Genomic DNA, 20,014 nt, shown 5'->3' on the forward strand with positions numbered 1-20,014 from the left:
GCCGGAAGGCAACTACCTGTTTACCGCCCCACCACAGACCAGCCGGCCTTCTGGTTGGTCTTGTCGTTCTCGTACTCCCAGGCCGTGCCGCAGCGGTCGCATTTGTAGCGCGTGATGGTGATCAGGCCATGGCGGCGCGTTTCATGGCGCGGGTCGCCCTGCACCAGCTCCGGGTGGCCGGGCGCCTTGCGCCAGTGGCGCTGTATGCCCGCGCAGGACTCGCAAAGTTCCATTTTCTTGAGTTCCTGCGCGCGCTGGGGGTCTTGGGTCATGGGCTGCTTTGTGGGGTCGGGGAAATCGGGGCTGGGTTCCGATTGTCGCCTGTGTATTTCCCCGCCGCCAGCGCGGCGACCCTGCTGGCGCAGGGGCGATCATTTGACCGGCTCCGGGCACGGGCCTATTCTGGAATCGCCCAGTCACTTCATTCGGGAGACACATCATGTACAAACGAATCTTGCTGGCTTACGACGGTTCCGAACCCGGCCAGAAAGCCCTGCTGGACTGCCGCGAGATCGCGCAGTGGAGCGGCGCCTCCCTGACGCTGGTCGCCGTGATGTCCCTGCAGCGGCGGGTGGTCGCCGCCGAAGGCGTGATCTACGAACAAAGCATCATCGAGGAAGACAAGGCCAGGTACCAGGGCATCCTCAACGACGGCCTGCGCCGGCTCATAGAAGCCGGCCATGAAGCCCAGGGCGAAGTGCTCTACGGCGAAACCGTCGATGAAATCGTGAGCTACGCCAAACAGACGGACGCCGACCTGATCGTCGTCGGCCACAAACACCTCGAAGGCTGGGCCGCCCGCTGGTGGCGCGGCTCGGTGTCCAAATCGCTGATCGCGCATGCGCCCTGCAGTGTGCTGGTGGTGATTACGCGCTGAACAGACAACGCGAGCGGGGGCAGGTCAAAGTCTTTTGGTCCCGTTGCCGTATGTCTTTATCTGCGTAAATCTGCGTCATCTGCGGATGTGAGTATTTGAATTTATCCGCGGATCTGAATTCATCCGCAGATGACGCAGATTTACACAGATTGAAAACAAGGCGACCAACAACGCCAGCAGGGTTTTTTCGGCGGACCCGCTTGACTTCGAGCGCGCTCGAAGTCTTAAAGTCCCCCCATGACCGACGCCCCCACCATTTCCCTGACCATCGCCGAAGCCGCAGAAGCCTCGGGCCTGAGCGCCTACACCCTGCGTTACTACGAACAGATAGGCCTGATCGCCCCCATAGACAGGCGCAGCGGCGCGCGCCGCTACAACGACGCCGACATGCGCTGGCTCGATTTCCTCGTGCGCCTGCGCGCCACCGGCATGTCCATGCGCGACATGCAGCGTTATGCCCAGCTGCTGCGCATAGGCAATGCCTCCGCCGCCAGCACGGCCGAGCGCCAGGCCCTGCTCGAGGCGCACGCCGAACGCCTTGAGGCCGGGATACGCGCCCAGCGCGAGACCCTGGCCTATATCCGCAAAAAAATCCGCCTCTATGAAGAGATGCGCGCTCAACCCCAACACGCCAAACCCGCCAGACGTGCTTGAACTCCATAACCCTATAGCCCCATCCATCCAACCCATTCAAAGGACAAACATCATGATCAAAACCCGTACCCTGGGCCGAAACGGCCCGCAAGTCTCCGCCATCGGTCTCGGCTGCATGGGCATGAGCGAGTTTTACGCCAACCGCGACGACGCCGAATCCATCGCCACCATTCACCACGCGCTGGACCAGGGCCTCAACTTCCTCGATACCTCCGACATCTACGGCCCGCACACCAACGAGTTGCTCATAGGCAAGGCCATTGCCGGCCGCCGCAAGGACGTGTTCATCGCCACCAAGTTCGGCATCACCCGTGACCCGGCCAATGACAGCGTGCGCGGCGTCAACGGCCGGCCCGACTACGTCAAGGCCAGCTGCGAGGCCAGCCTCAAACGGCTGGGCATTGAACAGATAGACCTCTATTACCAGCACCGCGTCGACAAAACCGTGCCGATTGAAGACACGGTGGGCGCCATGGCCGGGCTGGTGCAAGCCGGCAAGGTGCGTTACCTGGGCCTGTCGGAAGCCTCGGCCGCCACCCTCACGCGTGCCTGCAAGGTCCACCCGATCGCCGCGCTGCAAAGCGAATACTCGCTGTGGACGCGCGACCCCGAAAGCACAGGCACCCTGGCCGCCTGCCGCGAGAACGGCGTGGCCTTTGTCGCCTATTCGCCGCTGGGCCGCGGCTTCCTCACGGGTGCCTTCAGCAAACCCGAAGACCTGCCCGCCGACGACTACCGCCGCAAGTTCTCGCCGCGCTTTGCCGAAGAAAACTTCAAACGCAACCTCGCCCTCGTCGATGCCGTCAAAAGCCTGGCCGCCGCCAAAGGCGTCACCGCCTCGCAAATCGCCCTCGCCTGGGTGCTGGCCCAGGGCGAAGACATCATCCCCATCCCCGGCACCAAGCGCCGCACTTACCTTGACCAGAACATCGCCGCGCTCGATGTGGTGCTAAGCCCCGCCGATCTGGCCGAGCTCGACAAAGCCTTCCCGCCCGACGCCGCCGCCGGCCTGCGTTATCCCGAATCGTTTTTGGGTTTGGTGAATGCCTGACGCTTGAAGGTAGAAGGTAGAGGCTAGAAGCGGATTTCCACCACCGAGCCTTTGCTCACCGCCGACGAAATCGCCAGCGACCATTTGAAGCGCTCACAGATCCGCTTCGTCAAAAACAGCCCCAGCCCCCGGCCGCCGCCGGGTTTCATCGACGTCTGCAAGGCCGCGCTGTAGCTGCGCGCGGCCTCCACCGCGTCGAAGCCCTCGCCGGAGTCGCTCACCTGCAGCCTTTGCGGCGTGAGGCTGACCGTGACGTCCCCCTTCTGCGTATTCTCGGCCGCGTTCCGCAGGAGGTTGGCAATGACGATCCTGACCATCGCTTCCGGCGCGTTGACGGAAAGGCTCACGCACTCCACCAGCACAAAGCGCGCGGGCTTGAAGGCCAGCAGGTGCTCATGGTCCTGCATCAGCTCCTGCAGTATCAGGTCGACCCGGGTGGTCTCCACCCTCGTGTTGCCGTCCGGCTCGCGCGACAGGTAAAGCAGGGCGCTCATGGTTTCGGTCAGGTTGTCGACCGTGCCGCGAATCCGCTCCAGCGGGCCTTTCGCTTGCGCGGGCAGGGCTTGCCGGGCCAGCACGTCCACCGCGCCGCTGATCACCGCGACCGGGGTGCGGAACTCATGGCTGGCCTGGTCCAGCAGGCTGCGCTCCCGCTCGATGAAGCGCTCCACCCTTTCCAGGTGGCGATTGACCTGCACCGCGATGTCGTGCAGCTCCGCCTGCGGGTAGTCGACCGACAGCCGCTGCGAGGGCTGCTCCGGGTCCAGGGCCTCCATGCGCTGCGCCAGCGCCCTGGCCGGCTTGCGCAGGCTGCCGTGAAGCCACAGCAGCGTGGCGCCCACCAGTGCCAGGTTGACCAGCACAAAGATCAAGCCGCCTATGCCCACCTTGTTCTGCAGGGTTTCGATGTCGGTCATGTCGATGACGGTGACCACGCGGCCGTCCGAGACCGGCGTGACCAGGGCCGCGTAGTCGTGCTCGTCAAACCGGTCCAGGTTCTCTTCGCTGTAGAACCCGGCGGGCAGCGTGGCCAGGTAGGGCGGCATGTCGGCCGGCAAGGCCGTGCCGCTCTTGAGGTGCCATCCCTTGTAGGCGCCCTGTGTCGGCAAGGGCACGGGCTGCTTGCCCGTGGTGCCGGCAATGTAATGCGCGGTGGTCGAGCGCAGTATCTGCTCCCACACCGGGTGCGTGATCATCACCTGGCCGAACCCGACCGCGACGGTGACCCCCAGGGCCAGCAACACCCCGAACGCGACGAACAGCGCGCTGATGCGCCAGTGCAGGTCGAACAGGCGCCGTTTATTCGCCATCCTGCACCCGTAGGCTGTAGCCCTGCCCGAGCACCGTGTGCAGGATTTTCGGGGCACCCTTGCCATCGACCTCTTTGCGCAGCAGGTGCATGTGCGACCTCAGGATGTCCTTGTCCAGCATCCGTTCGCCCCAGATCCGCGACTCCAGGTATTCGCGGCTCACGACATGCGGCGAACGGCGCATCAGCACCTCCAGTATCTGCCGCTTGATCGGCGACAGCGACAGCTCGCGGTCTCCCCGGGTCACGACCAGCGACTGCAGGTTAAAGCGCAGGTCGCCCACTTCCAGCACCTGCCCCGGGGCCTGCGCCGCATGGCTGCGCGTCACCAGCACGCGCAACCGCATTTCAAGTTCAGGCAGCGCGATGGGTTTGACGAGGTAGTCGTCGGCCCCGGCTTCAAAACCCTGCAGCTTGCTGTCCAGCTGGTCTTTGGCCGTCAGCATGATCACCGGCGTCCTCGACTTGAGCTCTTTCCGCAGCTGCGTGAGCATGGCCAGGCCGTCCATGCGCGGCATCATCCAGTCCAGCACGATCGCGTCGTAGTGGTGGGCCTGCACCATGCCCAGCCCTGATTTGCCGTCGGGCGCGGCGTCGGGTTTGTGGCCGCAGGCTTCCAGGTAGTCGTAGATGTTCGCCGCCATCGGCGCGTTGTCTTCGACGATCAGGATGCTTAGCGGGCCTTCAATCATGTCCATGTCGGTCCTCTATCTCGGGTCCTCGCGCGGTGGTGCGGTGCGCGGCGGGCGTCAGAATTTCCTCGAAACCCCGACAAACATGGAAGTTACCCCATTTGCGTCCCTGTCCACCAAGGGGCTGTTGCGGATCTTGCCCGGCAACGCGCTGTAAGACAGGCCGCCCGCCAGAATCCATTTGTCGGCGAAGGGCCGCATCACGTCGATACCGACACGCGGAATCACCGCGCTTCCCGGCTTGTAGTTCACCACACCCCGGGCGACTTCCGCGTCCAGCGTGCCGTAGTAGTAGTTGGCCAGCTTGCTGGAATAATGGCTGACCGCGATGTGGGGCGTGATCGTGGCCGGTCCCCACTGCAGCGGATAGCCGTATTTGGCCGAGGCCTCGTAACCCTTGCTCGCGCCCGACACGTCGGCCTTCAGCGCCAGCTCCACCACGCCCATCGGGCCCTTGAAGGACCCGGCAATCCCCAGGTCCAGGCCGCCGTCCCGGTCTTCCAGCAGGTTGCGGTTGATGCCCCGGGCCGCGAGTTCCGCCACGCCGAAGTCCTCTTTCTTGATGCCGCCCAGCCTGGCGCCCAGGGTGGCGTCCAGCGTGAAACCCTCGCGGCTGAGCAGGTGATAACCCCCGCTGATCCCGCGCCAGAAGAACTTCTCGCCCTGGTAGCTGATCAGCGGCACCGCGCGCAGCCTGGCGCTTTCCCCCGCGTAAATGTCGGTCCTGGCCGCCACGCCCAGACCCAGGCCCCAGGGTGAAGCCCCGGGCTCCGGCCTGGGCTGCGCATAAGCGCCCGTAGCGGCCGCGAGCGCCGACAGCAACACCACACCGGCGGGAACAACAACAGATTTGCGCTTCATAGGGAACTCCTCTTGGACGGTTTTGGGAAGAAAAAGGCCACCGGCGGACCGCCAGGCTGGACGCACTGTGCCGCTCCGCTGTCGCGGAGATGTCGCGGCCGTGGCGCGGGGTGCAAGCACGCATCGCGACATCCCGGCGACAGCCAGCGCCGACCATCACCGCCTTTCCTCCGTTCCTTTTTTTCTCTTTTTGAAACCGGACACACCAAGATGAACAAGCGCCAAGCCCGTCCTTACACCGCGCCGTCCCCGGCCGCGAAACCCGCCTCCCTTGCCAACGCAAAAGCAAGCCCGCGCCCGCTCAAACACGACCCGCCTGCCTTGCCGCTTTTCGCCATGTATTTCCTGGGGGCGTGGGCCGGCAAACCCGGCGTGGTACGCGGGCGCAAGTGATGAGGATGTGATGCCGGGTTGCCGAACCAGCCAGGGGACGGCATCAAGCGCCGCGGGCAATCTCCTGGGCCAGAAGCAGGCCCTTCTCCCACGCCGAGCTCATCTGGCCGTGCAGCTGCTTTGAAATACGAGGGTCGTTGCGGCACCGGGCAAGCGTCTGCGCCATGCCCTGGGCAATGCGCTCAATCACCGCCTGGGGGTTGGAAACCCCGCAGACCCGCCGGCCAAAGTCCAGCAAGTCCGCGGGAGAGGGATAGACTTTTGAGCCTTTGGGGCCGGCAAAGAGCTTGAGCGCCATGGTGTAGTCCTCCAGCTCCGGGCCGCCATCGTAGCGTTGGTATTTGTAGATGGAGGTTGTCACCACATCGAACATCGGGGCCAGGCGCACATCATCCGTGCCGCTATAAAGAACGCCGAAGTTTTTGAGATGGCCGTCCCCGTTGCGCACCATTGCCGTGAAGGCGACCTGCTCGTAGAAGCGCGCCAGTTCGGCGTCCGGCAGGTTGATCAACTTCAGGGCCGCAACGACCCGCTCGTAGCTGCCGTGGTACTTGCGGTCTGAGAGCGTGTCGCGCACCCGCTGCCCCATGAGCGAGGCCGCATCCTCAAACCCCAGGCGCGAAGCGTCCGGCGCAATGTCGAAACGCTCGATCACCAACAGCGAGCCGTCCGCGGAGAGGTCGAACGGCGCCACGTGAATGCCTGCTTCGCGGGCAGCGCTCAGGCACATGAACTCGTTGGCGGACAGGCCGGGATAGCGTTCAGCCGCCATCTTCACGATCAGGGTAGGCACCGGCACCGTGGCCCGGTCGGGCACCATGATCTTGGGCTGGATGCCCGAGATGCCCGCGCCGGTGGACAGGTAGGCGTGCATCAACTCCTGGAAGAGCGCGGGGCCGTTGCCGCTGGACAGCAGGTCGGCCTTGTTGACCACCGAAGAGAACGTGGGGGGTGGCGCATCCGGGAGCCGATAGCCCAGCCGCCCGATGCCGTTGTTGCCCATGAGGGCAAGCAGGTGCATCGGTGTGATCACCTGCTTGGGAAACAACTCGCGGATCTGCAGGAACAGGTAGCCTTCGGGGAGGTTCATGTCCATGGCCGGGAACAGCGCGCTGCCGCCGTCAAAGTGCAGGATGCTTGCCGGCATGAGCAAAGACACGCCGGGCTGGCCAGGGTCGTCGCGGCTGTAGTCAAACGTGAAGGTCGACGCGTGCGCAAGCCGCCCGCTGTGCGAACCGTTCACGTCCACATCAAGCAGGCGGATTCGCTCAGGCAGCATCGCCATCGTCTTCATCGGCGAACCGGCGCTGCATTTCCTCAAGCGTCGGCATGCCCGCCTTCTCAAGGCTCAGGCAAAGGCCCATGGCGCGCAGGATGTCGAACAGAGAGGCAACCGTCACGTCACCCCCGCGCTCAAGCTTGTGAAGCACGGTTCGGCTGCGCCCAGCCTTGCTCGAGACAGCGACCGCCGAAAGTTTGTTGTCTTCCCGGTATTTGGCGATGGCTTTGCCGAGATCAGCCGGAAGCCTTAATTTGTCCATCATAGTGAACATTATGGCAATAAATCAAAAAATTGTCCACTTTCATGAACATGATTGCCTGCTCGCAAAGGCTGCGGCTCTGGCTTGGCCAGTCCGCAGGCGCCTGCCCGCAGCAAGGGGGAGAAGAGGCTACACGCAGCGAGACGCAATGGGGGTAGGGGTGAGCCAATTTGTTCAAACGCTGGTGGGCAGCGTCTTCCAAATCCAAAGGCTGCTGCTGCTTGGCCTTTAAAGCCGCCGAAACAGCCCAGGGTAGTCCAGCACGATGCCACTTTCATCCACCGGCAGCTCCGCCTTGAAGCCGCTGCCGTCCAGGTTCTCAAAAAGGTACAGCCTGTCGCTCACGCGCGTATAGGCCTGTGCCTGCGGCTTCACCGTTAACTCCGTTCCCAGCACCCAGGCCATGCGAAACATGCGCCGCTCCCCCACGGCCAGGGGCTCGCGAAGAATCGGAAAGCTGTTGGTAAACGGCGTGGGCCAGATGTCGATGTCCATGCATCCATCCAGTTCGGCCAGCGGCCGGCCCTCGCCATCCTGCCAATGGCCCTTGCCGTCCGTGCGCAGGCTCAGCAGCCGGTTGAGGCCGGCTTTGGCCAGGAAGAAATCCGCACTGCGAAGCTGCCAGGCCTCGTCCCAATAGAGCCGGTAGGCCAGGCGAAATGGTTCGCCGTCTTCATCGACGGCAAGCACCACGCTGTCAGCTTGGCCCTGTGCCAGCAGCAAATGCTCCAGCCCCATGCCTTGCGAAGCATCGTTCCACGTGGGCTGCCAGCAAATCGTCCGGAAAGAAGAAGAGGAGGAAGAGGCTTCGTTCACCATGGGCACGGCCCTTTCGAAGGGCCACCATTGTGCGCCGGGCAGGCGCCGGCTTGCCAGTGTTTGCCACCCGAGACTTGTCTACAAACGTAAGCCGCGCAAACGCTGGTGCGCCGCGTCTTCCAGGTCCCCGCGCTTGCCTAGAGAAGAAGGCCCAGGCAGGCGCGGTAGCTGTCCATGGATACCCGGTCTTGAACAAACATCAAGACCACAGCACTGCCGAGAAGAAGCGCAACCCACAGCCAGCCTCTGAAAACCATGGCATTGAGCTCCGCATCCTCGAGTTTTTTATGCTCACCACGCCGCAGGTACTGATGCATGGCAGCGGTCTGCATGTCACCCTCCACAAACATGAGCTTGCGCTGGGCAAGGTCCGCCCACACCTCGGGATGCTTTTGCTCGAAATAGGATTCCAGCTTTCCGTCGTGGAGTGCTCCCCCAATAAAGCCACCCACCAGCCCGATGATGGCCAAGGCATGCAACAGAGCCAGGGGGCTGCACATCAGGCCGCGCCTGCGGAAGGCAGCAGCGTTGCCTCCGTTTGTAGCCCGCGCAAGCGCTGGTGCGCCGCGTCTTCCAGGTCCAGGGGCTGCTGCTGCTTGGCCTTTAAATAGTGGTTGGTGAACACGTCCAGGTAAGCCTCCAGCGTCTCGGCCACCTGCGCCTCACCCGCCAGCGCAAAGCACAGCGCCGCCACTTCCGAGGTGCAGAAATGCTCATCGCGTTGCGAGCGCCTTAGTTTGTAGCGCGACAGCTGCTCGCTCTGCAAACTGAGCACCGGCAAATGATTGAGGTAAGGGCTTTTGCGAAACATCTTTCGCGCCTCAGGCCAGGTCGCGTCCAGCAGCACAAACAGCGGGCGTTTGGCTTTGTGTTTGTTGTTGCCATCGACTGAAGCGATGGCCGGCAACTCCGTCACCACCCGCTCCGCCGCCACAAATTCGCCGGGGAAGACCAGGTACGGTTGCCACTGCGGGTCCGCCAGCAAGGCCAGCAAGCCGGGCTCCACCTCGGTGCGGGCCCAGCCAAACGCAAAAGTGTCGGCCACCACATCGGCAATCAGCCAGCCCGTGTTGCTGGGCTTGAGGGCCTCGATATCCGCCATTACGAGGCAGACACCGGCATTGACACCCGGCGTGACCGGCCGCAGGGCACACATGCAATGGCTGGGAATCAGCCGGCAACCCTCACAGCGTGCGTTGCGTGGGCCGCCGCGGGCTAAAAAAGGTTTGGAGGCGCGCGCCAGGCGGGCGGTGCGCAGGCGGGAGACGGCGTGGGGCATGGATATGGAAAGTTGCAATCTTGACGACGGAGGCATTTGCCGATTGAGGTGGCCTGCAGTGGCTACTGCACCGTAGTTTTCGAACTGATTGTGGTGGTCAATTATTCAAAAAAGCCGAAATCGCTCAATCGAAACACGTCCGTGCGTCAAATTTCCAAGCATGGTTCTGGCGCGCCTTGCAAGAAAGTCAAATCCTATGATCTGCAAGTTGGTTCGCGCCTCGTTTTCTCGACGAAGAGTTTCTAGCTGCTCAGCGTTAAGCGAGTTCTCCATGCCGACAATAACGAGCGCATCGGGAACCCGAAAATCCGGAAAGGTTTGCTGTGCACTTTGATATCGAATTTGTAGAAAATTTCGGTAGTCAAGCGCTTGTGCAATCGCATGCGAAGTTTCTGCAGAAACCTGATTTGAAAGTGTAATCAAACTCTTTGATGGAATTTCAATTTCAATTACCAGATATGTGCCATCTGCTCGTTGAATGAGAAAGTCTGGTTCCTTTTTTCCGTGTAAATCTGGTCGAGGCCATACGCGAACCGCTAAGGGATCTAGTAGTAACGGGTTGGACTCAAGAAAGTGTTGAAGAGCGGGTTCATCATTTGGTGATGCTCTAAGTAATTCCTCAAATTGTTCAATGATCGGAATGCCCACTGTTAGGGTTCGTAGTGCCATTGCACTGAGCAATTTTCTGGTTGAGGAAAAATTATTCCGACCTTGAAAGGCAAAAGACATTTGCAAAGTGACGCCGACCCATGAATTGAGATCGTCCTCATCGGTTATGGAGAGAACGACTTTATTTAGCATTGTTTCCGCAAACTGGCTGATTGAAGCTATAGGCGGCAAATGCGTGGTCACAAGCTCCGCCAAATCAAGTGGTAAGTCGCTGCTTAACGATGGATATTCACCGGACGCAAGTTGCGAAAGAATTTGCAAGATAAGCGTGGCATTGGAGAAACGCGGTTCTTGTTCGAATATTTCTACTAAGCTCGTGATACCTCTTTCTCCAAAAGTCAAAAGACAAAGTGCAGCGGCACGCTTCATCTCCGTTTTCATTGTGAAGCCACCGTAGTCATCACGGGTGAGCAACTGAAGAGATAGCAGCGCTTCCACGCTGTGCTCTTGAATGCAACGACCTAAGACTGCATCAAGTTCTCGTTTACCTCCCGACTCGGTAACCAATTTGGCATCGGTAAGTAGTTTCATTTCATTGATAAACAAGTTGGTAGATTGACTTGACAAACGAATCAATGTTTTGGTGATTTGGAGTTATTTCATTTTTTCCTGATAGGGAAGTACCGCTGCATTAAAAAGATTGACGCGTAAATCTCTCTCTTTACGGAGCAATGTTCGCATTGGCTTGGATAGATAGGTGGCACGTTTAAGATCGGCATCCGTAAGACCTTTGTAGCGGGAAAGAACCCCATCAATTGATTTCAATTCGGCCGCAGATAGTGAGGGCTTTATATCGAGTGATTCCAAGTCTCGTTGAGCATTGAGTCGTAGCCACACAGCACCTTTATGTCGTTCTATAACTAGGCCAGGAATAAGTCCAGGTAATTTAGCTATGTGTAGATCCACGCAGTAAGGCCCATCTTTTTGTCGAACAACATATGAATTAGTTATCCGCTCACTGGCGGCATCCATGTGTGCGACTTCAGCGAGAAAGTACATCTTATGAAGGGCGAAATAGCTCATTCCGTTGGGCTGTTTCTCTAGCAGCCTCTTTGCAACCAGCGCTAATTTTTCCGTGCCACTTCTTGGTCCAGGACGGGTGCTTTTCGTTGATCTTTTGGCTCCGCTCCCTCTCCGCGTCGATTCAGCTATGAATTGGTAGTCGGCTAGCTGATTGGCGAAACTCCGATGCATCATGGCCCGCTGACCGGGGTGATATGTTGGAAGCAATTTCCTGCCAAACCAGTTGTTACTCGTTCGAACGTGGCCCTTCAGCGTTAGCGAATGCTGCTCAATCATTGCGCAGGCTTTCAAAGCAGTGGCTCCAAGTGTCACAACGATTTCTGGCTCTAAGATTCCTAGCTGCTCCTTCAAGAAATGAGCGCAATTCGAAATTTCCGTCTGCGTAGGAGTCGAATTATTTCCTTGCTCATCTTTGGGATTGCAAAGTACCGCATTGGTAACAAACACCTGATATCGACTGATTCCGACTTGCTCTATGAGTGACTCGAAGTTGTGCCCAGACTTATCACCGTGAAACGGAAGATGAGAGCCATCCGCGCCGAGCCGTCCCGGAGCTTCTCCGATAAAGACGACCTTGGCATCGATAGGCCCGCATCCCAGGCCAAGTACGCGAGCACTGCCATTCATGCGTGGACATTTTTGACAAGCCTGCACTCGCTCCACTAGATTTAAAAATTTGGACTCTTTGACGTTTTTCATTTTTAAGCCGCCAGCGACTTGAGAGCTTGTTGCGTACTGTCGTGATAGGCATGAACGGAATGGCAGATAAGCTTGCCGGGATGCTTGCCTGATTGATCGCAGATAAATTGAAGCAACCGGCCGAGGCCGATGAAGTTTCCCAGGACTTTATTAAAAAAGTCGTGATTCCGATATACAACCACTAAATCGAGTGTGCTGTCTGCAGCCCAGAGCAATTCTCCGTAATGCCAGCATGGCCCCCCTCTGGTTCTTGGTGCATCCACAACCGGTGAAGAGAGGTGAAATACTAGCCCTGTTGTGCTACGGGTCGGCCAAGTACGGAGTTTTTCAATGACGCGTTCTAATTGGTTTACCTCTGTAGGAGGAAAGCGGATGAGCCGCTCAAAATAGGTTCCCCAGGCATGCCTCCCTCCTGCCCAACGGTGACTGCGGTCGTGCCGCGCTAAATACAATGCATAAAAGGCGGCCCTGTCTGCTGCTCGAATGGCCAGCCTTTCAGGAAAGATGGTGTTCGCGACATTACGAATGTCGTCACCCGACTCTTTAAAGCGATGTGGTGAATGATCTGCAAGCCACGATGGATCGATGACACATGGTTGCTCTATGGTCGTCAAAAGATTGTTGATCTCCCCACCACTCGCTAGCAACGCCGCTGTTCCCGCACGCCAAGCGTCCAAAGCATTGGCGCCGTCAATGGTTGGAACGCTCATGCTGCATTTCCGTTGGAGGACGGTCGCACATGTATCGTTTGAAGATCGAGGTCGACGACCACGTCGCCGCCATTGCCTTCTTTCAGTGCCGAGAAAGCTGCATACCCTTGGTGGATCGCTTTCTGCCATTGTTTGGCCGTGCACGCTTTCACTTCAAGGCCGTTAACCATACGACGGATGGTTTTCAGCAGAGCTATGTCAATTGATGATGCGTCTGTGTAGAACCCTCGCTCCTGTGCTTGATTGAATATCAGAATGGATACAGCCTCTTCAATGATGGCGGCGCGGGCACCGTCCTCCACTTCATCAATTTTGGAGTTGGACTTGCGTTTGCGCTTTAGCAGTGAACGGGTAACTGGTGACCAACCTAAGATGGCCGCGTAAGCTAAATGAAATACATCGTGATATCGGTAGCCATCGTCTTCGTGCGCGTTGTCTGTTAGAGCATCTCCGATCACAACGTCATTCACTGAAATTTTTACGTACACGCCGCGATCAAGTGGTTTCTCGTAAAAATTGACGACAAATTTCCTTGGAAGCCGCTCATCTGCTGGATAGCCTTCGTCAAAGACGATTACCCCACCCGCTGTATATAGAGACTCTGCCTTTTCGGCATTTGCCTCAGCGATTTCTTGCAACGGAATTTTGTACAGCGATGCTAGGCTCGTTAGATACCAGAGGACGTCCCCAAATTCTTCGCGGAGTTCGGTTCGGAATGAGGGGTTGTCCCTTTGAAGCAGCAGCTTCTTCATCATGCTATGCAGATCGCCAATTTCTCCTACAAGGCCCATCAACGCCACCGTTCGTTGCTTACGCTCATCAGTTTGCTCCACCATTTTTTGGTATGCGGCAAACGTCGCTATTTTTGTTGGAGTAGCCCCTCCGTTCCCATTCGTCCTAGGCATATCGCAGTCCCTATAGAGTGCGAGACCAGTTTGGTCCCAGCGAAGCCACAAACTCACTAACACTTTGTGACAACCATAATGGCCGCGAATGAGAGGCTGCGCTAGGGTGCTTCTGCGGTTAAACCTGTTGGTTCGGTCACTTTCGTTTGAATTTCGTAGGTGAATATTCACCAAACCGCCCACGCAGTACGACTCCTCCGCTTTCCCCCTCCTCCCTTGTCCTACGCCACGCCCCGCGCACCCGGCTTACCTTGGTGGCTTTAAGGGGACAAGTCATGAGCCAGCACCAGGACTTCCAGTCGTTTATGAAAGCGCGCCAGCATGCTGCGAGCGCGTATGTCAGCGGCAATGCCGCGCCGCTCTCGCGCGTGGTCGCGCATGCCTCGCCGGCCACTTTTATGGGGCCGGGCGGCGGGGCTGTTCAGGGGGCGGACGCGGTGTGGTCGCGTTATGAGCACGATGCCCAGCTGTTTGAGCCGGGCAGCACGTCCGAATTTGAAATCCTCGACATGGCGGCAGGCGACACCGTCGCCTACTGGACGGGTTACCAGAAAGCCCAGGCCCATATGAAGGGCCAGGCCAAGACCATTCCCATGACGCTGCGCGTGACCGAGGTGTTTCGCCTGGAGGGCGATGCCTGGAAGCTGGTGCATCGCCACGCCGACCCGCTGGCGGAGCCGGGGAAGAAGAAGCACTAGCTTCAAGAACTCCCTCCCCCGGCGGGGAGGGAGTCCATCAGGGGTGAGGACAGGGCGAGTGTCCCGCCGCCCCGCTCAAGCTACCTTGACGTTGATGCGGCGCGGCTGCGCGTGCGCAGCTTTCGGGATGCGCAGCTTGAGCACGCCCTGGGCGAGCTCGGCGGTCACGTTCTCGGTGTCCAGCTCCTTGCTGAGGCTGAAGACGCGGTGAAAGCGCCCCAGGCCCACCTCAGTGTGGCTGGACTGCAGGCCTTCGGGCGCGGCCAGGGCGGAGTCGGCCTCAATGGTCAGGGTGTCGGCCTCGACCTGGAGTTGGAGCTTCTCCTTGGGTACGCCGGGCAGGTCGGCATACAGGGTGATGCCGGTGCTGTCTTCCACCACGTCGACGGGCGGCGTGAGCGTGGCGTTGGCATAGCGGGCGGAGCGGCCTTGCTGTGTTGGCTGGCCGGCTTGCCGCGTGACCTCGCTGGACGAGCTGCTGTCCTCCATGGCGTTGCCGTTGTTGTTGTTGAAGTTGCCGACGCTGCGGCCGGTGTCGCTGGTGCTTTGGGGGGTGGATTTGCCGAACATGGTTACCTCCTTGTGTCTCTCTGGGTCTCTGTGTGCGTCAGTGCGTTAGTGCATCAGCCGGCACGTCAGTGGATGGTGATGCGGCGTGGCTGTGCGGCCGCGCGGCGCTGGATGCTGATGTGGACTAGGCCGTCCTTGAAGCTGGCGTCCACGGCGTCGGGGTCGGCGTCTTCGGGCAGGCTGATCACGCGGCGGAAGCTGCCGGCAAAGCGCTCGTTGATGTGAAGGGTGGACTGCTTGCCGGCTTCGGGCAGCTCGGATTTGCGTTCACCGGCGATGGTGAGCATGCCGCGCTCCAGGTCGATCTGCAGGGTCTTGGGATCGACGCCAGGGGCAAAGGCATAGACCTCGACGGTCTGCGGCGTGCCGCCTATGTTGAGGGCGGGAAAGCCGCCACGGCCAAAGCCGCGGATGTTGGGAGACAGGTCGAGCGCCTGCTGGATTTCGCGTTGCAGGCGGTCCATCTCCCCGAACATGTCGTACGGAAACAGGGATCGAAACATGGCGATTTACCTCCATTCATTCAGGTTGAACATGGTTCATGAATGGGCGCCGGACCGGCGGCTCGGCGCCCGGATGGAGGAATTAGGAGCCCGCCGGAGAATTTCAAGAGGGGCAAAAGCGCGTTTGCGTTTGCTTGTTTTTGAGGCGCTTTGTTGCAGGGATGAGGGGAATTTTTTAAGACTTTTTTCGCAAATCGGCGGGGTGGTTTCGCCGTGGGTGTTTGGGGGCCGCGCTGGCCCTCACCCTGACCCTCCCCCCAGCGGGAAAGGGAGTAAGAGACGCACGCAAAGACGCGCTCAGCCAGCAAACAACTCCGTCATGAATTGCGTCGACTTCAGCCCGGTACCCGTCAGCAGCACCACCGTGGTTTCATTCGCCTTGATCGCGCCCGAGGCGTGCAACACCTCCAGCGCCGCGGCGGCCGAGGCGCTGGTGGGTTCGGCATACAGGCCGGTGGCGGCCAGGCGGCGCACGGCGGCGGCGATCTGATCTTCCGTCAGGGCCACGGTGCCGCCGCCCGATTCGCGAATCGCCTTGAGCAGCTCCACCAGGCGTATAGGCCGCTTGATGGCCGTGCCTTCGGCGATGGTGGGTTTCACGGCGCGCTCCACGGGGCCGTCGCTGCCGGCGGTAAAGCTGGCATCTATCGGCGAGCAATTGAGCGGCTGGGACGCGAAGAGTCTGGGGATTTTTTTGATCTGGCCCGAAGCCAGCAGCTCGCTGAAACCGATGTGGCAGCCCAGCACATTGCTGCCGGCACCGCAGGGGATGATGATGTTGTCAGGCGCCTTGAAGCCCAGGTCTTCCCAGAGTTCATAGGCGATGGACTTGGTGCCCTGCAAAAAGAAGGGGTGCCAGTTGTGGCTGGCGTAGAAGATGTTTTCCGACTGGCGGATCGCCTCGTATTCGGATTCTTCGCGCGGGCCTTCGACGAACTGCACCTCGGCGCCGAAAGCGCGTATTTGCGCGACCTTGGGCAGCGGCGTGTAGCTGGGCGCGAGGATCTTGACTTTGATGCCGGCCGCCGCACCGGCCGCCGCAATCGCCGCGCCGCCGTTGCCCGAGCTGTCTTCGAGGATGTGGTCTATGCCCAGCTGCTTGAGGAAGGACACCATCACGCTGGCGCCGCGGTCCTTGAAGCTGCTGGTGGGGTTGAACCATTCAAGCTTGAACAAAGGCGAGAGCCCGCCCCAGGATTTTTCGACCAGGGGCGTGCAGCCTTCGCCCATGCTGGCGCGGCTGTCGATGGCCAGCGGCAGGGCGGCGCGGTAACGCCAGAGCGAGCGCTCGCGCGTGTCGATGTCGTCGCGGCCGATGCCGGGCAGCGCGCTCAGCATCAGCGGGTTGCCGTCGTCGGAGCGCCAGCGGCGGTCAGTCAGGGGGTAGTGTTTGGCGGTACGGGGGTCAATGTAGTGGGCTTGCATGGGGCTTTCGGGGACGTCAGGTGTTCGTCCATGTATTGGAAAATATATCCAATATTGGATAAATTGTCAAATAACTCCCCAAGGCGGAGACGCTGGGATACGATCAAAGCCAGACAATTTGTCTGAATTCTGAAAACCGCCGCCATGCCCAAAGCACCCGCCAAGCCCAGCAATGCCACCAACAAGCACCTGCTCGCCGAGCTGAAAAACATCGCCGAAGGCCTGGGCAAGACCTTCGCGCCGTTCTGCGAGGTGGTGGTGCACGACCTCACGCATCCCAAAAACGCCATCCTGGCGATTGAAAACAATTTGAGCGGCCGGCGCGTGGGCCAGCCCGCGACCGAGCTGGGCCTGGCGCGCATCCAGGACCCGGACTACCCGGCGGTGATCGCCAACTACGCCAACCAGTTCGCCGATGGTCGCAAGGTCAAAAGCACCTCGGTGGGCATACGCAATGAGGAAGGCGACTACGTGGCGGCGATCTGCCTCAATGTGGACCTGACTTTGTTCAACGGCTTCCAGGCCGCGATGTCGCAGTTCACCGCGATTGAAAGCAGCGCCGTGACCGAGACGCTGGACGCGGCGAATGCCGACCGCATCCAGCAGTGCATCGACGAGTTCGCCGCCGCGCGCGCGACGACCGCGCGCTCGCTGCGGCCGGCGGACCGCAAGCAGCTGGTGCAGGACCTGAAGAAGGCCGGCTACCTGGAGATACGCCGCGGCGCTGAGATCGCGGCGGCGCATATGGGCGTGTCGCGGGCCACGGTGTATAGCGACGCGAAGTAGCGGCTCGGCGGCTGCTGGTTTATCTGCAGATTCACACAGATTGAAGAAAAGAAATTTCTCGGATTTCACCTGTCCCATACCTTGGCCACGCGGCGTCACATCGGGACATCAGGATGTCTTCATCTGCGTAATCTGCGGATGAATCTCTTGATCCGTACCCGCACCCAACAGGCCTTGGCTGGAACAGAGGCAAAACCCTTACAAATCAAATCGTCCCCGTCGTGCAAATCACGGCGCTTGACCCGATGATGATGGTCGCGGCAGCAGCCGGACAACACCAACACCCACGGAGGACGAGATGCCAAACACCACCATCACCACAGGCCTGGGCCTGCTCACGGCGGCTGCCTTGCTGGCCGGCTGCGGCAGCGGCGCGGGCGAACCCAAAAACACCAAGCCGGCCTACCTGGGCCCCATCAGCGTCGGTGTGTATGACGGCGGCAATGACGACCTGCTGACCGCGGGCCTGGGCAAGAGCGGCCTGGGCGGCGCGGCGCCGCAGCCGGCGGACCCTTTGAAGCCGACGCCGGCCGAGCTGCGGCGCATCGCGATCTACAACAACTACCGCGCGATCCTCGACATCTCGCCGGCCGGCGGTTACGGCACGCTCTACGGCCCGAATGTGGATGCGCGCGGCGTGGCCACCACCGGTGAAGGCAAAATCCCCGGCACCGAATACATCGCCTATTCGGACGACGGCAGCGGCCGCCACAACGTGACCATGATGGTGCAGGTGCCGGCCAGCTTCAACCCGGCCAGCGCCTGCATCGTGACGGGCACCTCCAGCGGCTCGCGCGGCGTTTACGGCGCGATAGGCTCTTCGGGCGAATGGGGCTTGAAGAACGGCTGCGCCGTGGCCTATACCGACAAGGGCACGGGCAGCGGCATGCACGACCTGCAGAACAACACGGTGCATTTGCAGAACGGCCTGCGCGCCGATGCGGTGGCGGCCGGCATGACCTCCAACTTCACGGCCGCCATCAGCCCGGCCGAGCGCACGGCCTTCAACGCGGCCACGCCGAACCGCTTTGCCGTCAAGCATGCGCATTCGCAGCAGAACTCCGAAAAAGACTGGGGCCGCTTCACCTTGCAGGCGGTGGAGTTTGCCTACTATGTGCTCAACGAACGTTACGGCGCGCCGGCGCGCGACGGCGTCTCGCGCCTGAGGACGCTGACGCCGGCCAACACCATCGTGATCGCCTCCAGCGTGTCCAACGGCGCGGGCGCGGCGCTGGCGGCGGCCGAGCTCGACACGCGCGGGCTGATCAGCGGCGTGGCGGTCGGCGAGCCGCAGGTGCAGCTGGTGCCCGACAGCCGGCTCAGCATGCGGCGCGGCAACGTCACGCTGGCCGGCACCGGCCGGCCGCTGTACGACTACACGACGCTGGCTAATCTGCTGCAGCCCTGCGCCGCGCTGCTTTCGCCCGCGACCAATGTGTTCAACACCATCAACCCGGCGATTGCCGCGAACCGCTGCGCCGTGCTCAAGGCCCAGGGCCTTGTCAACGGCGACACCACGGCCGAGCAGGCGGCCGGCGCCATGGCGGTGCTGCAGGCCGCGGGCTGGCAGCCCGAAAGCAACGACCTGCAGGCCTCGCACTATTCGTTCGCCACGCTGCCGGTGGCGCTGACCTATGCCAATGCCTACGGCCGCTTCGGCGTGCAGGACAACCTGTGCGGCTACAGCTTTGCCGCCACGGCGCCGGCCACCTCGCCCACGCCGAATGTGCCGGTGCCGGTTTCAGCCGCCGCGCTGGCGACCTCCTTCGGCACCGGCAACGGCGTGCCGCCCACGGCCGGCATCGCCATCGTCAACAACCTGAGCGTGGGCGGCCCGCTGCTGGACGCGGCCTCGCTGTCGGCCGGCAATGTGCAGGACTACAACAGCGCCGGCGCGCTGTGCCTGCGCGCGCTGGTCAGCGGCAACAGCCCGGCCGCCCTGCGCGTGCGCGAAGGCATACAGCCCGCGCTGCGAACCGCCAACCTGCAAGGCAAGCCGGCCCTCATCGTGCACGGCCGCTCCGACACCCTGGTGCCGGTGGCACTGACCTCGCGGCCTTATTTCGGCCTTAACAAGATGGTCGAAGGCCAGGCCAGCAAGCTCTCCTACATCGAGGTCACCAACGCCCAGCACTTCGACGCCTTCCTCGGCTTCCCAGGCTACGGCGCGCGCCTGGTGCCGCTGCATCGCTACTTCATCCAGGCCATGGACATGATGTATGCGCATTTGAAGACTGGCGCGCCGCTGCCAGGCAGCCAGGTGGTGAGGACGGTGCCGCGCGGGCAGGTTGGCAGCGTTGCCAATCCGATTACGTTGGCGAACGTACCGCCTATTCAGTTGGTGCCGGGTGCCGGCGACCGGATTACGTTTGGGAATAATGTGGTGACGGTTGCTGATTGAGGCCGGGTCTTGCTCCGGCGGCGCGCCCCTTGCTGAGGCTTGCTGGCCGGGAGTGGCCCGGCGGCCAGTAACTTTCTTTTGCTTCGCCAAAAGAAAGTCACCAAAGAAAAGGCGACCCGCAGTCTGGGTCCCCTACGCTTCGCTACGGG

At 60.9% G+C, this 20,014-nt stretch carries 23 protein-coding genes; 7 read left to right on the forward strand and 16 right to left on the reverse strand.

Annotation, left to right across the window (positions count from 1 at the left end):
* Positions 1-20 precede the first annotated feature (20 nt).
* A complete protein-coding gene (locus PMI15_RS22570) occupies positions 21-272 on the reverse strand; it encodes a hypothetical protein (RefSeq protein WP_007874612.1) in 252 nt (83 codons plus the stop codon).
* A 167-nt stretch (positions 273-439) separates the two neighbouring features.
* On the opposite strand from PMI15_RS22570, the gene PMI15_RS22575 reads away from it, so the two are divergent.
* From PMI15_RS22575 to PMI15_RS22585, 3 genes are all read left to right on the forward strand, one after another.
* Positions 440-877, forward strand: a complete 438-nt coding sequence (locus PMI15_RS22575) for a universal stress protein (protein ID WP_007874614.1) — start codon at positions 440-442, stop codon at positions 875-877.
* Between the two features lie 237 nt (positions 878-1,114).
* Positions 1,115-1,531, forward strand: a complete 417-nt coding sequence (locus PMI15_RS22580; protein WP_007874616.1) for a MerR family transcriptional regulator — start codon at positions 1,115-1,117, stop codon at positions 1,529-1,531.
* A gap of 52 nt (positions 1,532-1,583) precedes the next feature.
* On the forward strand, positions 1,584-2,582 hold the full coding sequence (locus PMI15_RS22585) for an aldo/keto reductase (protein ID WP_007874618.1): 999 nt from the start codon (positions 1,584-1,586) through the stop codon (positions 2,580-2,582).
* Positions 2,583-2,605: 23 nt separating this feature from the next.
* On the opposite strand, the gene PMI15_RS22590 is transcribed toward PMI15_RS22585, so the two are convergent.
* The 3 genes from PMI15_RS22590 to PMI15_RS22600 are packed head-to-tail and all read right to left on the reverse strand — an operon-like array spanning position 2,606 to position 5,444.
* Positions 2,606-3,892 (reverse strand): HAMP domain-containing sensor histidine kinase, encoded by a 1,287-nt coding sequence (locus PMI15_RS22590; protein ID WP_007874620.1) that lies wholly within the window; start codon positions 3,890-3,892, stop codon positions 2,606-2,608.
* Positions 3,882-4,589: a response regulator transcription factor gene (locus tag PMI15_RS22595; RefSeq protein WP_007874621.1), complete on the reverse strand. Its 708-nt coding sequence runs from the start codon at positions 4,587-4,589 to the stop codon at positions 3,882-3,884. The genes PMI15_RS22590 and PMI15_RS22595 overlap by 11 nt, the downstream gene beginning before the upstream one ends.
* A 51-nt stretch (positions 4,590-4,640) precedes the next feature.
* Positions 4,641-5,444 (reverse strand): MipA/OmpV family protein, encoded by an 804-nt coding sequence (locus tag PMI15_RS22600; RefSeq protein ID WP_007874622.1) that lies wholly within the window; start codon positions 5,442-5,444, stop codon positions 4,641-4,643.
* A gap of 210 nt (positions 5,445-5,654) precedes the next feature.
* On the opposite strand from PMI15_RS22600, the gene PMI15_RS22605 reads away from it, so the two are divergent.
* Positions 5,655-5,837, forward strand: coding sequence for a hypothetical protein (locus tag PMI15_RS22605; protein ID WP_007874623.1), 183 nt, complete (start codon positions 5,655-5,657; stop codon positions 5,835-5,837).
* A gap of 43 nt (positions 5,838-5,880) precedes the next feature.
* On the opposite strand, the gene PMI15_RS22610 is transcribed toward PMI15_RS22605, so the two are convergent.
* From PMI15_RS22610 to PMI15_RS22635, 9 genes are all read right to left on the reverse strand, one after another.
* The gene (locus PMI15_RS22610) at positions 5,881-7,116 is read right to left on the reverse strand and encodes a type II toxin-antitoxin system HipA family toxin (RefSeq protein ID WP_036840794.1); all 1,236 of its coding nucleotides are present in this window, start codon (positions 7,114-7,116) and stop codon (positions 5,881-5,883) included.
* Positions 7,106-7,381, reverse strand: a complete 276-nt coding sequence (locus PMI15_RS22615) for a helix-turn-helix transcriptional regulator (protein ID WP_238541175.1) — start codon at positions 7,379-7,381, stop codon at positions 7,106-7,108. Before PMI15_RS22615 ends, PMI15_RS22610 begins: the two co-directional genes overlap by 11 nt.
* A 225-nt stretch (positions 7,382-7,606) precedes the next feature.
* Positions 7,607-8,197, reverse strand: a complete 591-nt coding sequence (locus PMI15_RS22620) for a putative glycolipid-binding domain-containing protein (RefSeq protein ID WP_007874632.1) — start codon at positions 8,195-8,197, stop codon at positions 7,607-7,609.
* Positions 8,198-8,334: 137 nt separating this feature from the next.
* The gene (locus tag PMI15_RS22625; protein ID WP_007874634.1) at positions 8,335-8,697 is read right to left on the reverse strand and encodes a hypothetical protein; all 363 of its coding nucleotides are present in this window, start codon (positions 8,695-8,697) and stop codon (positions 8,335-8,337) included.
* Positions 8,697-9,476, reverse strand: a complete 780-nt coding sequence (locus PMI15_RS22630; protein WP_007874636.1) for a tRNA-uridine aminocarboxypropyltransferase — start codon at positions 9,474-9,476, stop codon at positions 8,697-8,699. Before PMI15_RS22630 ends, PMI15_RS22625 begins: the two co-directional genes overlap by 1 nt.
* Positions 9,477-9,581: 105 nt before the next feature.
* The gene (locus tag PMI15_RS24525) at positions 9,582-10,676 is read right to left on the reverse strand and encodes a Shedu anti-phage system protein SduA domain-containing protein (protein WP_007874638.1); all 1,095 of its coding nucleotides are present in this window, start codon (positions 10,674-10,676) and stop codon (positions 9,582-9,584) included.
* A 63-nt stretch (positions 10,677-10,739) separates the two neighbouring features.
* Positions 10,740-11,867, reverse strand: a complete 1,128-nt coding sequence (locus tag PMI15_RS24530; protein ID WP_007874639.1) for a uracil-DNA glycosylase — start codon at positions 11,865-11,867, stop codon at positions 10,740-10,742.
* A gap of 2 nt (positions 11,868-11,869) precedes the next feature.
* Entirely contained in the window at positions 11,870-12,577 is a 708-nt protein-coding gene (locus PMI15_RS24985; protein WP_157214721.1) for a hypothetical protein, read from the reverse strand.
* Positions 12,574-13,413 carry a nucleoside triphosphate pyrophosphohydrolase family protein gene (locus PMI15_RS22635; RefSeq protein ID WP_238541176.1) on the reverse strand — a complete coding sequence of 280 codons (840 nt, stop codon included), beginning with the start codon at positions 13,411-13,413 and terminating at the stop codon, positions 12,574-12,576. The genes PMI15_RS24985 and PMI15_RS22635 overlap by 4 nt, the downstream gene beginning before the upstream one ends.
* A 344-nt stretch (positions 13,414-13,757) precedes the next feature.
* On the opposite strand from PMI15_RS22635, the gene PMI15_RS22640 reads away from it, so the two are divergent.
* Positions 13,758-14,180, forward strand: coding sequence for a nuclear transport factor 2 family protein (locus PMI15_RS22640; RefSeq protein WP_007874643.1), 423 nt, complete (start codon positions 13,758-13,760; stop codon positions 14,178-14,180).
* Positions 14,181-14,255: 75 nt separating this feature from the next.
* Here the strand turns inward: PMI15_RS22640 and PMI15_RS22645 are convergent, their stop codons facing one another.
* The 3 genes from PMI15_RS22645 to PMI15_RS22655 form a co-directional block, all read right to left on the reverse strand.
* Positions 14,256-14,669, reverse strand: a complete 414-nt coding sequence (locus tag PMI15_RS22645) for an Hsp20/alpha crystallin family protein (protein WP_036840795.1) — start codon at positions 14,667-14,669, stop codon at positions 14,256-14,258.
* Between the two features lie 146 nt (positions 14,670-14,815).
* Positions 14,816-15,253, reverse strand: a complete 438-nt coding sequence (locus PMI15_RS22650; protein ID WP_007874655.1) for an Hsp20/alpha crystallin family protein — start codon at positions 15,251-15,253, stop codon at positions 14,816-14,818.
* A 297-nt stretch (positions 15,254-15,550) separates the two neighbouring features.
* Positions 15,551-16,678, reverse strand: a complete 1,128-nt coding sequence (locus tag PMI15_RS22655) for a pyridoxal-phosphate dependent enzyme (RefSeq protein WP_007874658.1) — start codon at positions 16,676-16,678, stop codon at positions 15,551-15,553.
* A 144-nt stretch (positions 16,679-16,822) separates the two neighbouring features.
* On the opposite strand from PMI15_RS22655, the gene PMI15_RS22660 reads away from it, so the two are divergent.
* On the forward strand, positions 16,823-17,464 hold the full coding sequence (locus PMI15_RS22660) for a transcriptional regulator (protein ID WP_007874660.1): 642 nt from the start codon (positions 16,823-16,825) through the stop codon (positions 17,462-17,464).
* Between the two features lie 298 nt (positions 17,465-17,762).
* Positions 17,763-19,865 (forward strand): D-(-)-3-hydroxybutyrate oligomer hydrolase, encoded by a 2,103-nt coding sequence (locus tag PMI15_RS22665; RefSeq protein WP_007874661.1) that lies wholly within the window; start codon positions 17,763-17,765, stop codon positions 19,863-19,865.
* Positions 19,866-20,014 lie beyond the last annotated feature (149 nt).

It is taken from the genome of Polaromonas sp. CF318, assembly GCF_000282655.1.
In the GTDB taxonomy this organism is placed as follows: domain Bacteria; phylum Pseudomonadota; class Gammaproteobacteria; order Burkholderiales; family Burkholderiaceae_C; genus Polaromonas.

Coding starts and splice junctions, on each gene's coding strand:
- PMI15_RS22570 (WP_007874612.1), bottom strand. CDS start 272: ATGACCCAAGACCCCCAGCGCGCGCAGGAACTCAAGAAAATGGAACTT.
- PMI15_RS22575 (WP_007874614.1), top strand. CDS start 440: ATGTACAAACGAATCTTGCTGGCTTACGACGGTTCCGAACCCGGCCAG.
- PMI15_RS22580 (WP_007874616.1), top strand. CDS start 1,115: ATGACCGACGCCCCCACCATTTCCCTGACCATCGCCGAAGCCGCAGAA.
- PMI15_RS22585 (WP_007874618.1), top strand. CDS start 1,584: ATGATCAAAACCCGTACCCTGGGCCGAAACGGCCCGCAAGTCTCCGCC.
- PMI15_RS22590 (WP_007874620.1), bottom strand. CDS start 3,892: ATGGCGAATAAACGGCGCCTGTTCGACCTGCACTGGCGCATCAGCGCG.
- PMI15_RS22595 (WP_007874621.1), bottom strand. CDS start 4,589: ATGGACATGATTGAAGGCCCGCTAAGCATCCTGATCGTCGAAGACAAC.
- PMI15_RS22600 (WP_007874622.1), bottom strand. CDS start 5,444: ATGAAGCGCAAATCTGTTGTTGTTCCCGCCGGTGTGGTGTTGCTGTCG.
- PMI15_RS22605 (WP_007874623.1), top strand. CDS start 5,655: ATGAACAAGCGCCAAGCCCGTCCTTACACCGCGCCGTCCCCGGCCGCG.
- PMI15_RS22610 (WP_036840794.1), bottom strand. CDS start 7,116: ATGCTGCCTGAGCGAATCCGCCTGCTTGATGTGGACGTGAACGGTTCG.
- PMI15_RS22615 (WP_238541175.1), bottom strand. CDS start 7,381: ATGATGGACAAATTAAGGCTTCCGGCTGATCTCGGCAAAGCCATCGCC.
- PMI15_RS22620 (WP_007874632.1), bottom strand. CDS start 8,197: ATGGTGAACGAAGCCTCTTCCTCCTCTTCTTCTTTCCGGACGATTTGC.
- PMI15_RS22625 (WP_007874634.1), bottom strand. CDS start 8,697: ATGTGCAGCCCCCTGGCTCTGTTGCATGCCTTGGCCATCATCGGGCTG.
- PMI15_RS22630 (WP_007874636.1), bottom strand. CDS start 9,476: ATGCCCCACGCCGTCTCCCGCCTGCGCACCGCCCGCCTGGCGCGCGCC.
- PMI15_RS24525 (WP_007874638.1), bottom strand. CDS start 10,676: ATGAAACTACTTACCGATGCCAAATTGGTTACCGAGTCGGGAGGTAAA.
- PMI15_RS24530 (WP_007874639.1), bottom strand. CDS start 11,867: ATGAAAAACGTCAAAGAGTCCAAATTTTTAAATCTAGTGGAGCGAGTG.
- PMI15_RS24985 (WP_157214721.1), bottom strand. CDS start 12,577: ATGAGCGTTCCAACCATTGACGGCGCCAATGCTTTGGACGCTTGGCGT.
- PMI15_RS22635 (WP_238541176.1), bottom strand. CDS start 13,413: ATGGTGGAGCAAACTGATGAGCGTAAGCAACGAACGGTGGCGTTGATG.
- PMI15_RS22640 (WP_007874643.1), top strand. CDS start 13,758: ATGAGCCAGCACCAGGACTTCCAGTCGTTTATGAAAGCGCGCCAGCAT.
- PMI15_RS22645 (WP_036840795.1), bottom strand. CDS start 14,669: ATGGAGGACAGCAGCTCGTCCAGCGAGGTCACGCGGCAAGCCGGCCAG.
- PMI15_RS22650 (WP_007874655.1), bottom strand. CDS start 15,253: ATGTTTCGATCCCTGTTTCCGTACGACATGTTCGGGGAGATGGACCGC.
- PMI15_RS22655 (WP_007874658.1), bottom strand. CDS start 16,678: ATGCAAGCCCACTACATTGACCCCCGTACCGCCAAACACTACCCCCTG.
- PMI15_RS22660 (WP_007874660.1), top strand. CDS start 16,823: ATGCCCAAAGCACCCGCCAAGCCCAGCAATGCCACCAACAAGCACCTG.
- PMI15_RS22665 (WP_007874661.1), top strand. CDS start 17,763: ATGCCAAACACCACCATCACCACAGGCCTGGGCCTGCTCACGGCGGCT.